The organism is Enterococcus sp. AZ009 (genome assembly GCF_050548785.1).
In the GTDB taxonomy this organism is placed as follows: domain Bacteria; phylum Bacillota; class Bacilli; order Lactobacillales; family Enterococcaceae; genus Enterococcus_D; species Enterococcus_D entomosocium.
Window position 1 is genome coordinate 1,147,549 of the sequence record NZ_CP172960.1, and the last position, 15,501, is coordinate 1,163,049.

The 15,501-nt window shown below is 43.6% G+C and carries 15 protein-coding genes; 5 read left to right on the forward strand and 10 right to left on the reverse strand.

The window, feature by feature from the left end; translation table 11 throughout:
• Positions 1–75: 75 nt before the first annotated feature.
• The 9 genes from vanT to IGJ74_RS05385 all read right to left on the reverse strand — a co-directional run bounded on the left by vanT (position 76) and on the right by IGJ74_RS05385 (position 9,622).
• Positions 76–2,178 (reverse strand): membrane-bound serine racemase VanT, encoded by a 2,103-nt coding sequence (gene vanT / locus IGJ74_RS05345; RefSeq protein WP_087664392.1) that lies wholly within the window; start codon positions 2,176–2,178, stop codon positions 76–78.
• On the reverse strand, positions 2,175–2,747 hold the full coding sequence (gene vanXY / locus IGJ74_RS05350) for a D,D-carboxypeptidase/D,D-dipeptidase VanXY (protein ID WP_008377360.1): 573 nt from the start codon (positions 2,745–2,747) through the stop codon (positions 2,175–2,177). Before vanXY ends, vanT begins: the two co-directional genes overlap by 4 nt.
• A complete protein-coding gene (gene vanC / locus IGJ74_RS05355; RefSeq protein ID WP_218193176.1) occupies positions 2,744–3,796 on the reverse strand; it encodes a D-alanine--D-serine ligase VanC in 1,053 nt (350 codons plus the stop codon). Before vanC ends, vanXY begins: the two co-directional genes overlap by 4 nt.
• Before the next feature lie 345 nt (positions 3,797–4,141).
• The gene (locus IGJ74_RS05360; protein WP_176285398.1) at positions 4,142–4,687 is read right to left on the reverse strand and encodes a TIGR01440 family protein; all 546 of its coding nucleotides are present in this window, start codon (positions 4,685–4,687) and stop codon (positions 4,142–4,144) included.
• Positions 4,688–4,692: 5 nt separating this feature from the next.
• Positions 4,693–5,172, reverse strand: a complete 480-nt coding sequence (locus IGJ74_RS05365; protein WP_218193177.1) for an ECF transporter S component — start codon at positions 5,170–5,172, stop codon at positions 4,693–4,695.
• Positions 5,169–5,957 (reverse strand): bifunctional hydroxymethylpyrimidine kinase/phosphomethylpyrimidine kinase, encoded by a 789-nt coding sequence (thiD, locus tag IGJ74_RS05370; protein ID WP_218193178.1) that lies wholly within the window; start codon positions 5,955–5,957, stop codon positions 5,169–5,171. Before thiD ends, IGJ74_RS05365 begins: the two co-directional genes overlap by 4 nt.
• A 103-nt stretch (positions 5,958–6,060) precedes the next feature.
• Positions 6,061–7,587: a glucose-6-phosphate dehydrogenase gene (gene zwf / locus IGJ74_RS05375; protein WP_008377369.1), complete on the reverse strand. Its 1,527-nt coding sequence runs from the start codon at positions 7,585–7,587 to the stop codon at positions 6,061–6,063.
• Positions 7,588–7,596: 9 nt separating this feature from the next.
• Positions 7,597–8,244, reverse strand: coding sequence for a metal-dependent transcriptional regulator (locus IGJ74_RS05380; RefSeq protein WP_008377371.1), 648 nt, complete (start codon positions 8,242–8,244; stop codon positions 7,597–7,599).
• A 142-nt stretch (positions 8,245–8,386) separates the two neighbouring features.
• Positions 8,387–9,622, reverse strand: coding sequence for an aminopeptidase (locus tag IGJ74_RS05385; protein WP_005237260.1), 1,236 nt, complete (start codon positions 9,620–9,622; stop codon positions 8,387–8,389).
• A 231-nt stretch (positions 9,623–9,853) separates the two neighbouring features.
• Between IGJ74_RS05385 and IGJ74_RS05390 the strand changes: the two genes are divergently transcribed.
• A complete protein-coding gene (locus IGJ74_RS05390; RefSeq protein ID WP_005228861.1) occupies positions 9,854–10,429 on the forward strand; it encodes a TetR/AcrR family transcriptional regulator in 576 nt (191 codons plus the stop codon).
• Positions 10,430–10,483: 54 nt separating this feature from the next.
• Here IGJ74_RS05390 and IGJ74_RS05395 read toward each other — a convergent pair whose 3' ends face one another.
• Positions 10,484–10,930: a flavodoxin gene (locus IGJ74_RS05395; protein ID WP_005237258.1), complete on the reverse strand. Its 447-nt coding sequence runs from the start codon at positions 10,928–10,930 to the stop codon at positions 10,484–10,486.
• A 176-nt stretch (positions 10,931–11,106) separates the two neighbouring features.
• Here IGJ74_RS05395 and map point away from each other — a divergent pair, with 176 nt between their 5' ends.
• The 4 genes from map (at position 11,107) to IGJ74_RS05415 (ending at position 15,393) form a co-directional block, all read left to right on the forward strand.
• Complete coding sequence (gene map, locus IGJ74_RS05400; protein WP_005237257.1) at positions 11,107–11,871, forward strand: type I methionyl aminopeptidase; 765 nt, start codon at positions 11,107–11,109, stop codon at positions 11,869–11,871.
• Positions 11,872–11,950: 79 nt separating this feature from the next.
• On the forward strand, positions 11,951–12,874 hold the full coding sequence (locus IGJ74_RS05405; protein WP_005237256.1) for a YihY/virulence factor BrkB family protein: 924 nt from the start codon (positions 11,951–11,953) through the stop codon (positions 12,872–12,874).
• A gap of 19 nt (positions 12,875–12,893) precedes the next feature.
• Positions 12,894–14,120, forward strand: coding sequence for a glycosyltransferase family 4 protein (locus IGJ74_RS05410; protein ID WP_086332126.1), 1,227 nt, complete (start codon positions 12,894–12,896; stop codon positions 14,118–14,120).
• 286 nt (positions 14,121–14,406) lie between these two features.
• Positions 14,407–15,393 carry an aldose epimerase family protein gene (locus IGJ74_RS05415; RefSeq protein WP_061053870.1) on the forward strand — a complete coding sequence of 329 codons (987 nt, stop codon included), beginning with the start codon at positions 14,407–14,409 and terminating at the stop codon, positions 15,391–15,393.
• The last annotated feature ends 108 nt before the right edge of the window (positions 15,394–15,501 follow it).

Sequence of the window (15,501 nt, forward strand, 5' to 3'; positions counted from 1 at the left end):
CGATCTTTTTTCATTTAAACTACCATTTACTCTACCCACATCATACCGTAATCGGTAAGCGAATGCATTCGTTTTCTACTTTGACATTGAAGGGACGCGGGAACCTAGTCGACTGATCAATTCATTGGGAATGGTTTGTGCTTGATCAGCTGTATTCGTCCAATCGCTGATTACTTCTAACCAACTTTCGACCGCCAGTTCTGGATAGTCCGTTAAATCGATCAAGAGCATATCCATACAAATCAACCCAACCTGCGGGAGTAAAACCCCTTGATAAGACAATTGGAATCCTTGATTTGATAGGGCACGGGGGACTCCGTCACAGTAGCCGATACTAACGATCCCAATCGTGGTAGGTCGATCAAAAACAGTGGCTAGTCCATAGCCGATCGCTTCACCAGCGGCGACTGTTTTTTTGTCCACTAGTAAGGCTTTTAGGGTCAGAATCGGCTGTACGTTTATCTTCTGTTTTGTTGGTTCATTCGGGACACTCAGGGAACCAGTTAAAAGAATACCCGGGCGCACATAATCATAGTGTTTCTCTGGATAATTCAAAATGCCGTAGCTGCTTTGCAGATGCGTCAGACCATAGGCGATATTTCTAGCGGATAAGCCAGCCAATAGATCATCAAAACAAATGATTTGGGCTTGCGTCCGTAAGATACTTGCCGTATCTAGCTGATCTGAAGAGCCTAGGTGGGAAAAAATGCCTGTGATCTTGAGGGATGGCAAGGCATAAAGCCTTCTAACTGTTTCAAGGTCAGGGGCAACGCCTAGACGATGCATGCCGGTATCTACCGCTAAATGGCATTCGATTGGAATGCCTGTTCGGGCTAACGCTTGTCCATGCGCTTCACTGACGATAGTTTGAATTAAGGAATATCGGTTCAGCTCTTTGGCACGTTGGGCAGAAGTGTACCCTAAAATCAGTAAGCGACTTTTAATGCCAGCTCGCCTTAATTCGATGGCTTCTTCTATGGTGGCAACAGCAAAAAAATCGACGCCGGCTCTTTCTAGGGTACTGGCGACCGTCTTCGCATCACAACCATAAGCATCCGCTTTAACCACCGCCATCACTTTTGTTTTTGCGGGGATCAATCGCTTGATTTCCTGCAAGTTGTGCAACAGGGCGGGGGCTGAAAATTCTTTGGTTGCCCGTTGCAAGTGGAGCGGCGTTTTTTTCGGAAACGGGAACAGCTTTTGCAAAGCAAAGAGACCATAAATCAACCCGATGGTCAGCCCTAAGACCACGAAGAAATTGATCAGATTGTTTTGCAGCAAGGGCAGCTTCTGACTAAGAAAATGGGTTACTGCAATGGTATAAGGATGGAGCAAATAGAGCCAAAGGGACAGACGACCCGCTTGTTTCCAGATCATGGGTGCTTGCCATTGCTGAATGATCGGAAATAAAAACAAGAGAACGAAGGGCAAAAAGATATACATGCTGTCATGTTTAGGTGTAGTAAAGTGATGCAAGAGATAACTTTCCAAAAGCAAGCAAATAAGACTAATCATCAGATAACTATAGCGATGGGGAGAAGCAGGTTTTATGGCAAATCTTCTGGCTAGTACCCCTAAGATCAAAAATAAGGGAGCAAAAAAAATGCCGTTGCGAGTTCCATCCAATAGTTGGAAAATCAGTGAATAGAGTGGCGTGATGGGTGTTTGTGCAGCCAGGCCAGACCAACTGTCCCCACCTAAACCAACCACATACAAACCGACAGCAATGAAAAACACCTGCTTGAAAGAAAGACGTGTCAAGAGGCCCATCACTAGTAGACCGCCGGTAATGATCGCAGGAAAATACCAAAGATGGTAAAGAATGCCGTTGACTAGCAAAGTTTGAATAAAAGTGCCTAGTGGCATGTTCAATCCTAGTATGCCGCTGTACCAAGCAAGCGGCAAAAAGAGCAGTGTGGCAATGAGATAGACTTGCAGCTGTTTTTTGATAAATAACCAGATACGTTGTCTGGCAGGATAGCTGTTTTGGGTGGCTAAATCACTGAACACATAATACCCGCTGATCATAAAAAAGAAGGGGACGGCGATTCTGAAAAGAGTCAATGTGATCAGGATATCACCATCGGGCCACAATCGATGAAGGGGCAGACAGTGGATCGCGACCACCATCATCGCTAAAATCACCCGAAACTGCTCAATTCCTTGATTCTTCTTCATGCGAACTGCCTCGCGGTTTGTTCAAGATATTGATAGTATTCTTCCAATGTCCACTGTTGACTGGCGATGATTTGACTATGAGGCAGACCGACATAACGAAAATGCCATGGTTCATAGCCAATCCCTGTAATCTCCTGTTTGTCTGCGGGATAGCGTAAAATAAATCCGTAGTTCATCATTTCCTGTGTAAATAAATCCGCCGCTGCGCTGTCACGAAACCGTGGGCAGATCAAATCACCTTGCTGGCCTTTTAAACCAACATCGATCGCTAAGCCTAACTGATGCTCGCTGCAGCCGGGCAACGCCACAAATTGTTTCGTATAGGCTAATCCATTTTCTTTTAAGGAATATTCCCATAAATGCCGTTGCTGCTTTTCGGTTCGATAGCCATCTAATAAACAGATCTCGTTTTCAAGTTTTAAGGCTTTGACGAGGCGTTCCCATTGTTTGGCTGCTTCAGGCTGCAAGTAAACTTCTTCTTCACTAAAAGCAGCAAGGACGAGGTGGGGCGGCTCTTGGTTTTTTTCTAATGGAAACTCTTTGCTAACTAACTGTAGATAGGGATTCATTTGCCTTCCTCCTTTGCTAAGACAAGCAGTTTTTGTAGTAGTTCTTGATAGGATAAGCCGATTGCTGCCATCATGGCAGGATAGCGGGAGTGACTCGTAAAGCCCGGCATAGTATTGATTTCATTCAAGTATAGTTCTCCTTGATCCGTGACAAAACAGTCGATGCGAGCAAGTCCTTTAAGACCAAGACTGTGATAGAGCAGCTGAGCTTGTTCTTTGACCTTGGTTTCAATCGTTTCAGGCAATGGTGCAGGAACGGTGATCTTGGCGCTAATCAACTGGTACTTTTCTTCAAAATCGAAAAAGCCGTCTACTAATGAAATAGCGTCACAAGCACCGACAGTCAAAGAGTCGTTGCCTAAGATACCGCAACCAATCTCAACGCCAGCGATATTTTTTTGTAAGAGCACTGCTGAACAATAAGCGAAGGCTTCCTTCAAGGCAGGAGCAATTTCTTCGACACAAGTCACTTTTGTGATCCCTTTTGAGGAGCCCGCTTCATTAGGCTTAAAGAAAACTGGAAAGCCATGGGTCTGGATGAAGGCTTCGATTTGTTGCTGTTGGTTGTCTTGATTTGTCAAGAGAATCGTAGGGGCGCTTTGTACGCCAATCGCTGCTGCAGCTTGATGCAGCAGCCATTTGTTCATACATAAGGCAGAGGCTGCCACCCCGCAGCCTACATAAGGTAGCTTCATCAATTCAAACAATCCTTGGATACTGCCATCTTCCCCGTATTTGCCATGCATAATGGGAAATAAAACATCAGGTACCAACGTTTGCTGCGCTTCACTTAGCCAAAAGCCGTTTTCTTCAAAAAGTGGCTGGATTTTCTGTGTATGTTTCGTATCCAACAACCATGTGTCTTGTCGGATGTTTTCCAGTTCTCCTGTGTACAAATACCAATCCATAGCATCTGGGGCGATCCCGATCAAAGAGAGGTCGTAATCATAGGGAGATGATTGGAGTGCTTCGATTGCGCTAGTTGCTGAGGCTAAAGAAACGGTGTATTCCGATGAATTGCCTCCAAAAATAATGGCGATTTTTTTCATATTTTTCTTCCTTCCACTTTTCGATTCTTGCTACATTCAGTCTATCAAGGAAAGAAAAAAGAAAATTACGGGCTTACTGGTATCTTTCTTTTCTTTTTGTGATGAAATTGTGACGAATTTATGACAAAAGGAAGGCGACAGCTGCCGCTCTTTTTACGCAAGAAAGGAAACAGAATTTGAAGTAGAAAAAGCTGCCATAAGATGGAGCGGAGAAAATAGTGAAAGGAGAGCACATTTAAGGAAGGAAAGGAGAGGCAATAGCAGGAACGTTGACACAAAAAAAGCACGCCGAAGCATGCTTTTTCCTTTTGAAAAAGGTTTTTCGCTCATTATACGATTCGCTTATTATGCGTAATGAGCACGAGGACCACCGATATATTTGGGCCGTGATCCCAGAGCTGTGACATGGGCAGCGCCAAGGGTCTTGATAGAGGGACGGATCGGGATTTGAACATGTTTGACATGCATACCGATCGCTGTGTCGCCGATATCGATACCCGCTTTGGCCACAATGTGCTCCACTTCGATAGGCTCATCGAACAACTGGAAAGCCGCAACTGAGCAAGCACCGCCTGCATGCAGCTGGGGCACTACTGCGACTTCTTCTAATTGATATAGTCGAGCCGTTTCACGCTCAACGGCTAAAGCCCGATTGAGGTGTTCACAGCCTTGAACGGCTAAATGAATATTTTTAGGACGCAAGATCGCTCGCAGTGTTTCGACGATGATCATGCCTACTTCTTGACTGGAATTTTTGCCAATCAAGCCGCCCACGACTTCACTTGTTGAACAGCCAAGGACAAAAAGATCGTTTTCACCAACGTTCGCTGTCGTAATGACTTCTTCAACGATCGTAGTTAAATCCGTTTTTAATTGATTGATATCTGTCATAAGAATCACCTTTCATTTAAAGAAAACTTTTTCGTGCGGCGCAAGGCATGCGTCAGCGGTAAAGCAACGATGCTGCCAAAGACCGTTTGGATCAAATTACTTGGAATCGAGGCGATCCCAGCGCCTAACCCGAATAGTAAAACTGTTGCTGCTGCGTAGCCGGCGATCATGATCAAGCTGCCAACAATAACGGCTGCTAGTGGTCGATGGTTCATTCTACCCACGATCCAGCCTTGTACACCATGGATCACAATGGAAAAGAAGGCCCATTCAGGATAGCCTGATAGAAAATCAATGATGCCACCGCTCATTCCGCCTACGAAGGCCCCGGCGCTAGGTCCGAACAAAAGGGCCGAGATATAGATCCCTGCTTCACATAAGGTCACAAAGCCCTTCGTTTGTGGAACAGGAATGATAAAGGTCAAAGAAAGTGCACACGTGAGTGCCGTCAGCATAGCGATCGTAGTTAAATTTCTTACTTTCATACGTATTCATCCTTTCTGAAGTAGGCAAGTTGATTGACGTTTCCGGAGGTACCTAAAGGTAGCCCCTCTTCGATTCCTGCCCAAACAAATGCTTTTGCAGTTTGAACAGCTGTTTCCAATGAAGTACCTTTGGCAAGTAAAGCGGCAATCGCCGATGAAAGGGTACAACCAGCACCGTTGGTTGTGGGGCGGGTACTTTTTTCTGCTTCAAAAACAGTATATTGTCCATAGTGGTATAAAAGGTCGTAGGCTGTTTCCCCAGTTAGTCGACTGCCACCTTTGATCAGGACATTTGGGGCACCCAATGCATGGATTTTTTTCGCCGCGGTTTTCATTTCCGCCAACGTCGTAATGGTTTGACCAGAGAGGTGCTGAGCTTCGAGTAGATTAGGTGTTACTAATGCTGTGTAAGGAAACAATGAGATCAATCCTGCTTGATAGGAGTGGTTAAAGGCAGTATCTCCTTCTTTAAAGGCAAGAACTGGATCGAGCACGATCGGTCCGGTAAATGTTTGTAAAAAATCCCGCAGCAATTCAATGATGGCCGTTTGATGAAGCAGCCCGATTTTGATTGCATCTAGGGATACGGTCGAACGCAGCGAATCCAATTGTGCTCGGATCACAGGCTCAGGAAGATCATGGAACAAAAGATTATCGTTAATGGCGACAACACAGGTCAATAAGGCATGACCAAACACCCCGAATTCCTCAAATGTTTTCAAATCCGCCGTCATGCCGCCGCCTGCCAAACTGTCAAGACCGGCGATCGATAAGACTTGTTTCATCTATGCTGCTCCTTTCGTTTCTCATTTCTTTCTATTATAAACAGTTGGTAAAAAAGAAAAACGGCCAATTGGATGTTTTTTCCTCATCCAATTGACCAATTGCTTATTTTTCATTTAGTAAATCTCGCTCACGATACCATTCATCGGGGCGCCAGATCCATTCAAAACCATCGGCAGCTAAGAGATCATAGGCAGCTTGGGGTCCCATCGTTCCTGCGGCATAGTTTGGAAAATCAGGCGTTTCTTGGTCCCAAGCGTGACGGATCACATCAACGATGCGCCAAGATTGGGCAACTTCATCCCAATGGGTAAAGTTAGTGCCATCCCCGTTCAAAGCATCTAAAATCAATTTTTCGTAGGCTTCAGGGGTGTTTTCGACGATTTCAGTACTATTCCGATAATCTAGCTTCACTGGCAATGTCTCAAACCCTTGGCCAATTTCTTTTCCATTCAATGAAAGAGAGAAGCCTTCTGTCGGTTGAATGTAGATTGTCAGCACATTCGGTGCCAAACTCTCGTTTTGCTTTTGTTCATTCAGGTCTTGCTTAAAGACATTGACAGGGACTTGTTTAAAGACAATGTTGATGCGAGTGCCTTTTTCCGTCAAGCGTTTCCCGGTTCGTACATAGAAAGGTACACCGGACCAGCGGAAGTTGTCGATCAAGAATTTTCCAGCAACGAAGGTTTCAGTTGCCGATTCTTCATCGACATTGGCTTCTTCTCGGTAGCCAGCAAATTCCTTATCTTCTAATTGTCCTTTGGCGTATTGACCACGAACGAAGTGTTGTTTCACTTCTTCTTCGGAGTAAATACGGATCGCATTTAAGGCTTTGATTTTTTCCGTCCGTAATTCTTTTTCAGAAAAAGCCACTGGCGGTTCCATGGCTAATAAGGAAAGGATCTGCAGAATATGGTTTTGGACCATATCTTTCAAGGCACCGCTCTTATCATAATACCCACCGCGTTCTTCAACACCTAAGTTTTCTGCGATATTGATCTGAACATTGTCAATGTACCGATTGTTCCACATCGACTCAAAAATGTTATTGGCAAAACGAATCGCAGAAATGTTTTGGATCATTTCTTTTCCTAAATAATGATCGATCCGGTAGATTTCTTGCTCTGTAAAGACTTGATTGATCTCTTCATTCAATTCTTTTGCTGAGTCGTAGTCGCTTCCAAATGGTTTTTCGATGATCACCCGATGGTAGCCGTCAGTATCCAGCATTCCTTGGGATTTCAAGTGAGAAACGATCGTCCCAAAGAAATTAGGGGACATTGCTAAGTAAAAAATCTGATTGCCTTCTAAATGGTATTTCTGATCTAAGGTTTCCGCCAAATCCTTTAATGAATCATAATGACTCGTATCTGTTACATCATGTGATTGGTAGTAGAAATGAGAAGCGAATGTCTCTGCTTGCTCTTGTGAGTCGCTCAATTCTTTGATCGTACCTATCACTACTTCACGATAGTGTTCATCCGACCAAGGACGGCGAGCAGTACCGATGACTGCAAAATCTTCTTTCAAATCGCCTTTTTTGTACAACCGAAACAAAGAAGGGTATAGTTTGCGTTGGGCAAGGTCGCCCGTACCGCCAAAAATCGTAAAAAGGACCTTTTTTTCCATCATCTTCACTCCTTACAGTTTATCAACAAAAATCGTGCTGGCGGCTTTGTAGCTGACAGCAATTTCTTTTGTGTCATTTTTGATCGTAATCGGACCCTCGTATGCTGCCGCATCGATGATCTCGTATTCTTCATGAATATTCAATTGGATCGAAACAAGGTAATCCAGCAGTTCTCGTTCATCAAGGACACGGGCGATACGAATCTTGGTTCCTACCGGGTAGGAACTCATGGTGTTTTTTTCGCCTTCGTGAATGAGTTCTCCTTGTTCGGGGATCATGCCGCCATGTGGGCAATACCGAGGATGATCAAGGTAGGCTTCTAAGCGGCTCGCCAGTGTTTCCGAGGTGACGTGTTCTAAAACTTCTGCGTCATCATGAACTTCATTCCATGAGTAATGCAGGTGCTCCACAAGAAAGACTTCCCATAAACGATGCTTGCGGATCAGAGCACTTGCAGAAGCTAAACCAGTTTCAGTCAACTGTACCCCTTGATAAGGTGAATGTTCCACTAAGCCTTCTTTTAATAATTTTGAAATCATTTCACTTACTGAAGCTGCTGAGACGTCCAGACCTGACACGATTTGTTTGTTATTGATTTTCTTTTGGTCACCACCAAGCTCCAAGATGAGCTTTAAATAATCTTCACGATTTGGTGTCATCGGATCCATCCTCTCTTATCAAAGACTATCAAAGTAGATTTTATCAAAAAAGCCGGCTGATTACTACGAAAAAACCCGCCGGTTTCCAATATTCTATGTAAAAGAAGGCCGAGGGGAGCAACTCCACCTCAGCCTTTTTTTATTAAGCCCAGTCACCATTGCGAAAGACAGGAATCGTGGTGCCATCTTCTCTGATGCCATCGATGGACATTTGGTCAGAGCCAACCATGAAATCTACGTGGGTTTGGCTGCGGTTCAAACCAGCAGCTGCCAGTTCTTCTTCACTCATCTCAGTGCCGCCTTGCAAGCTGAAGGCATAAGCGGATCCTAAAGCCAAGTGGTTTGAGGCATTTTCATCGAACAACGTATTGAAGAAGATGATGCCGGATTGTGAGATAGGGGAAGGATCAGGAACTAATGCGACTTCACCTAAAGATTTTGCTCCTTCATCGATTGCTAGCAGTTTGCCTAACACTTCTTCGCCCTGTTCCGCAGAAAAGTCCACGACTTTGCCGTCTTTGAAGGTGAACTTCATCCCAGAGATGATGGTGCCTGCGTAGCTCAATGGTTTCGTACTTGAAATATAGCCATCAATGCGACGATTATCTGGGGCAGTAAAGACTTCTTCTGTTGGCATGTTCGCCATGAATTTTTCATTGCGGGTATTGTAACTGCCAGCACCTTCCCACAAGTGGTTTTTAGGCAAACCGATGATCAAATCGGTACCAGGTGCCGTATAGTGCAGAGCACTGAATTGTTCTTTGTTTAATTCTTCGGCTTTAACTTGCAAGGTTTCATCGTGTTTTTTCCAAGCTGCGACAGGATCTTCTTCATAGATACGCGTCGTTTTGAAAATTTGATCCCAAAGCTTGTCTTGTGCTTCTTCAGGGGAAGCATCAGGGAATACTTTTTGGGCCCAATCTTGACCAGCCGCCGCAACCACAGTCCAGCTGACTTTGTTGGCTTGTGTTGCTTGACGCAATTTCATCATCGCTTTACCAGAAGCTGCTTGGAAGGTTGCCACTCGGTCTGAGTCGACGCCCGCTAACGCATCTGGATTCGCGGAAACGACACTGATACGGCTGGCACCTTTTTCAACCCAGTCTTCCGTTTGATCAATTTTGTGCTGAGGAATCGTAGACAAACGATCTTCGGCCGCATGAGTCAGAAATTCTTTTTGGATCTCATCGTCGGTCCATTGGACGATTACTTCGTCTGCACCTAATTCATACGCTTTTTTCGTTAATAGGCGAGCTAAAGGTGCTTGGTCCACGGCGATTTGGATGACGATCGTGTGCCCTTTTTGGACATTTACGCCAACTTCAGTGATCAGTTGGGCATATTTTTCAAGGTTCTGATTAAAGTTTGGTAAAACCATTAAAATTCCTCCATTTATTCTAAATTTATAACTGTCTTCATGATAGCACTAAGTATTTTTGAAAACAAACGAAAAAGTGAGCAAAAAAACAGTGGCCTTCAAATTGAAAAACTGGAAACACTAAGGGCAATAAATTTAAAAGTTTTTTTGCAAACTTAAAAAAACATGATACAATAAGTAAAAGGTATTTCTGAAAGCGATGTATAGCAGAATTAAGGAGATTAAAAAATTATGGCAAGAAAGAAAACTATTACTAGAGACCAGATTTTAAAAGCTGCCTATGAAGTTGTCGCAACCGAAGGATTTACACGTTTTACCGCACGCAATATCGCAGCGAAGATGAAATGTTCAACGCAACCGATCTACTTAGAATTTAAAAATATGGATGACTTAAAAAATGCATTGATCAATCAGATTTACGACTACTTAGCGACAGAAGTTTTTCCAGTTGAAAGACGGGGAGATGTCATCGTTGACTTAACGCTAAATTATATTGGCTTTGCAAATAAAGAAAAACGATTATACCGAGCGCTATACTTAGAAGAGCATGGTGGTGGGGATTCCATGCAACAGTTTTCATTTGACCTTTTTGTGAAATCAGTGAAAAAAGAACCAAAATATCAAGATCTATCTGATGTAAAATTACAATCTTTGCACACCGGTGTCTGGATCGTCGCTACCGGCTTAGCGGCATTGATGTCTTCGGGAATCATTCATCCGACAGAAGATCAGATTGCTAAGCTGATGACGGAAACCACCGATAATATTTTAGCAAGAGAAACACCCATCGATATCAGTTATCATTAAGCAAACAATAAACCTCTGACAGAATCAATTGATTTTGTCAGAGGTTTTCTTGTTTTATTCAGCGAATGCTTCTGCTAGTTTTTTGGCAAAGGCTTCTAAGTTTTGAATATCGTCTTCTTCTGCAGCCAAGTCAACTTTGACGCTGTCAGCTCCTTTTGTCGCACCAGTTTTGCTAAAGGCGGCTTCAAAGTCGTCAACGGATTTACAAAAGTCATCATAAAAAGTATCACCGGAGCCGCAGACTCCAAAGATTTTGCCGCTTAAATCAAGTTCTTGCAAATCTTCATAAAAATCGACGATCTCATCCGGTAGCTCCCCGTCTCCATATGTATACGTTGCGACGATACAGATATCGGCATCTTCAAAGTCATCTGCATCCACTTGGGTACACTCATTCATTTCTACTTCCATGTCAAGATTTTCAAGGGCTTCAGAAACGATATCCGCAATTTCTTCCGTATTCCCCGTCATGCTTGCATAGACTATTTTTGCTAAAGCCATGGGCTTTTTCCTCCAATCTCATTCCTATTCTCAAGGAAAACTCTCTTACAGATTATAGCAAATGCACGAAAGTTTGAAAACAAAACTTGAAAAACTCTTTACAATGTCTGTGAATTTTGTAAAATAAGGGATTTCTATGGTAAAATAAGAGGAATTTAATTAAGGGAGACGAGAACATGATTACATTAAAATCTGCCAGAGAAATTGACCGCATGGCCGAATCCGGCGCGCTGTTAGCAGATGTCCACAAACAATTACGCAGTTTCATCAAACCAGGTATCACGAGTTGGGATATCGAAGTGTTTGTCAGAGATTATATTGAAAGCCACGGCGGCATCGCTGCCCAAATTGGTTTTGAAGATTACAAATATGCCACTTGCTGCAGTATCAATGATGAGATTTGTCACGGGTTTCCTCGAAAAAAACCATTGAAAGACGGCGATCTGATCAAAGTCGACATGTGTATTGATTTAAAAGGCGCCATTTCTGATTCTTGTTGGAGTTATGTCGTAGGGAACTCGACGCCTGAGATTGATCGATTAATGGAAGTAACCAAAAGAGCATTGTATCTAGGAATCGAACAAGCGCAAGTGGGTAACCGAATCGGTGACATCGGTCATGCCATTCAAACCTATGCGGAAAAAGAAGGGTACGGGGTTGTGCGTGATTTCGTAGGACACGGCATTGGCCCAACGATCCATGAAAGTCCGATGATCCCTCACTACGGAGAAGCCGGCAAAGGGTTACGTTTAAAAGAAGGAATGGTCATTACCATCGAACCTATGATCAATACAGGGACGTGGAAAATGAAAATGGACCCTAATGGCTGGACCGCCTATACTCTAGATGGTGGCTTAAGCTGCCAATATGAACATAGTTTGGCTATCACCAAAGAAGGTCCGAGAATTTTAACTTCTCAAGGAGAAGAAGGAACCTACTAAATTTTATAAGTAGGAGACTTCTGGTTGTTACGTATGACAAAGAAAAAAAGGCAGATGATTCGCTGGCGGAGGAAGAAACATGAAAATCGTTGATAAAGTAAAAAGCAATCAAAAGCTGATGCGTTTCATCGAAACGACGCAAAATAGAATAACTGATTCAGAAATGGGGACCACTTCGGTCGTCGTGGCCTACTATTTATTGCTTTCACTTTTCCCGTTAATGATTGCGCTGGGGAATCTTTTGCCTTATTTATCAATTGATCCGAACACGGTTTTATCTTATGTACAGGAATTGATCCCGAATCAAATCTATGATTTTATCGGCCCAGCGATCGAAAATCTCCTCACCACAAGCTCTGGTGGATTGTTGTCGATCTCCGCTTTAGCGGCGTTGTGGTCCGCGAGTCAAAGTATCAATGCCTTGCAAATTGCGATGAACAAAGCCTTCGGTGTGGACCAGCGTTCCAATTTTATCGTGGTGCGCGCAGTATCATTTGTGATCATCCTGCTCTTTATGATTGCGATCGTTGGGGTTACGATGGTATTTGGGCTTGGAAAAATCATTCTTGATTTTTTGCAGCCGATTTTTAAGTTTCAAGACAATCTGATCGATACGTTCCAAACAGTCAAATGGCCAGTCACGATCGTTGCTTTGCTGTTTATCATGATGCTGATCTATTGGTTAGTGCCTAATGCAAAGGTCAAGTTGCGTTCGACTTTGCCGGGGGCGATCTTTGCAACGATTGGCTGGATGTTGCTGTCACAAGTGTTTGGCTTATACGCCCGTTACTTTGCTGCGAAAATCATTGGCTATCAAATTATTGGAAGTTTTATTGTTTTAATGATCTGGTTGAATCTTGCTGCGACGATTATTATCTTGGGTGGAATCATCAACGCAGTGGTAGAAGAGTATGTATCAGGACAAGAGATCAAAGAACGAACAGATCCTGTTCAGCGGATTTCTTCGAAAATCGAAGATACATTTACCAATAAAGAGAAATAACGGAAAGCGAGAATAAACGATGGATTTTGCATTCAAATTTGTAATGCGCTTATTTATAACAATGATCGTGTCTTTAATCCTAACACCGATCATTAAATTGATCTCTTTTAAGATCGGCGCAGTCGATCGACCAGGAGATCGCCGAATCAATACCAAAACAATGCCGACCGCAGGGGGATTAAGCATCTTCCTCTCCTTCTCTTTTGCATTGCTTTGGGAATTTCGCGCAATGATTCCCTTTGACTACGTCTGGCCGATGCTTTTAGGGGCAGCTATCGTCGTAGTTACTGGATTATTGGATGATATCTTCGAGTTGACTCCTATGCAAAAAACGCTAGGCTTGACGTTAGCGGCTTTGGAGATCTATTTTGTTGCCGGCATCAAAATCAGTACGGTTTCGATCCCTTATCTGGGGGTTTTTGATTTGGGCTGGCTTGGATTGCCTATGACGATCTTGTGGATTTTGGCGATCACAAATGCGGTCAACTTGATTGATGGTTTGGACGGTCTAGCGAGTGGGGTCTCCATTATCAGTCTGACGACCATTGGGATCATCAGTTATTTCTTTTTACCAAATTCAGTTGAAGTACCAATGGTGATCTTTACATTAATTGCCGCAATCGTTGGTTTTTTTCCTTACAATTTTTATCCAGCTACGATTTTTTTAGGGGATACTGGGGCACTTTTTCTAGGTTTTATGATCTCCGTCTTATCGTTGCAAGGGTTAAAAAATGCGACCTTCATTACAGTGATCACCCCGATGTTGATTTTAGGGGTACCGATCACTGATACCGTCTATGCCATGATTCGTAGAAAATTCAATAAGCAAAAGATCTCATCAGCGGATAAAATGCACTTGCATCACCGCTTACTTTCCTTAGGGTTTACCCATCGAGGAACAGTTTTGACGATCTATGCCTTGGCAATGGTATTTTCATTTATTGCATTATTGATGAATTATGCCAGCAACACAGCAATCATTTTACTGATCATCAGTACAGGCTTCGGCATTGAATTGTTTATCGAATTGATTGGTTTGGTTGGAGAAAATCGTCAACCATTGATGTGCGCACTGAAATTCCTTGGAAACCGTCGATTCAGGCAAAAAGTCCTCATGGCACGTGCGGAAAAAAGACAAGACAAGCAAGAAGAGGAAAGCGAGGATTTGGATTTGGCTTCCAGTGCTTCTCAAATCAAAGAAAAGCGACGAAAGAGAAAACATTACCAAGCAAAACACAAAAAATAAACGATACAATTGCGGCATAGGAGCCCAACAGGCGAAGCGAATGTGATTGATTATTGAAGAAAAGACAGGAGCAGCCAGCGCTTCTCCTAGTACTTTCTCTCACGATCAGCTGACCATGATTCAATCAACCAGTTGGGCATTCTTGCCGCTTTTTATTTGTGTGAAAACGGCCCGGCATAAAATGAATGCCTACTGAATCCGTCCGTCTTGAATTGACGGATCTAGCCCTTAACGGCTATACTTAAAAAGAGTAGCAGACTAAACAAAGAAAGAAGGATATGAACGAATGCCAAATGTGAAACAAACGACCTCAGAAAAAATGGGAACGATTTATGAGCTTTCCAATGATAGCGGTACCATCGTAAGGCTGAGTCCCGAAGGCGCACGCTTATTGGATTGGGTCGTTCCAGTAGAAGAAGGCCGCGACATTGTGGTCGGTTATGATACGATCGAAGGACATCGCCAAGCACGCTATTATGGTGCAACGATCGGTCCAGTAGCGGGAAGGATCGCAGGTACCCGCTTTGAGGTTGAGGGGCAAGAATACCAAACGGAGGACAATGATGGCGGCAATACGCTTCATGGTGGTTCAAAGGGGCTTGACACGGATATCTGGATCGCTGAAACTTTTGAGGAAGCAGACAGAGCCGGCGTGATTTTTACTACCTCACGACAAGATGGCGACGGCGGCTTTCCAGGAAATGTTCGTTATCAAGTCACCTATACGTTGACTAATGACAATGAACTATTGCTTGCATATGACGCTAACACAGACAAAGCGACTTTATTTAACCCAACGAACCACGGTTATTTCAATTTGACAGGTGATACCCAACAGCCGATCGATGACCACTTGGTTCAAATCAATGCCGAACATGTGGCTGAAACGAACGATGACGTGACGACCACCGGTGAAAAAACGCCTGTCGCAGGCACAAAGTTTGATTTTAGACAAGAACGCCCAATGGGAACGACCATGTTGGATGATCCATTCTTATTGGATCATGAGCAAGAGTGGGATCTGAAAGTAACCAGTCCCGATCAAAAAGTGCAGCTGACTGTAACTACTGACCGTCCTGCTGTTGTTATTTACACAACAGGTGAGGGAGAAGCTGGGGCCCCAATGAAGACCGGTCCTTTTGCCAAACATGGCGGGATGGCGATCGAAACACAAGGTGTTCCTGGCTCTGAGAAATTCACCCACTTTGGTGAGATCGTGCTGCGCCCAGAAGAACCCTTCCACTCTGTGACGACGTATCAGGTCCACTTTTAAACGTTGGAACCAAACCATTTTTAACGAAATAGAAAAAAGCATTGCCAAAATGCAGAAAGTTTGGCGATGCTTTTTTTTGACAAAATACGATTACAGATGTAAACTTAA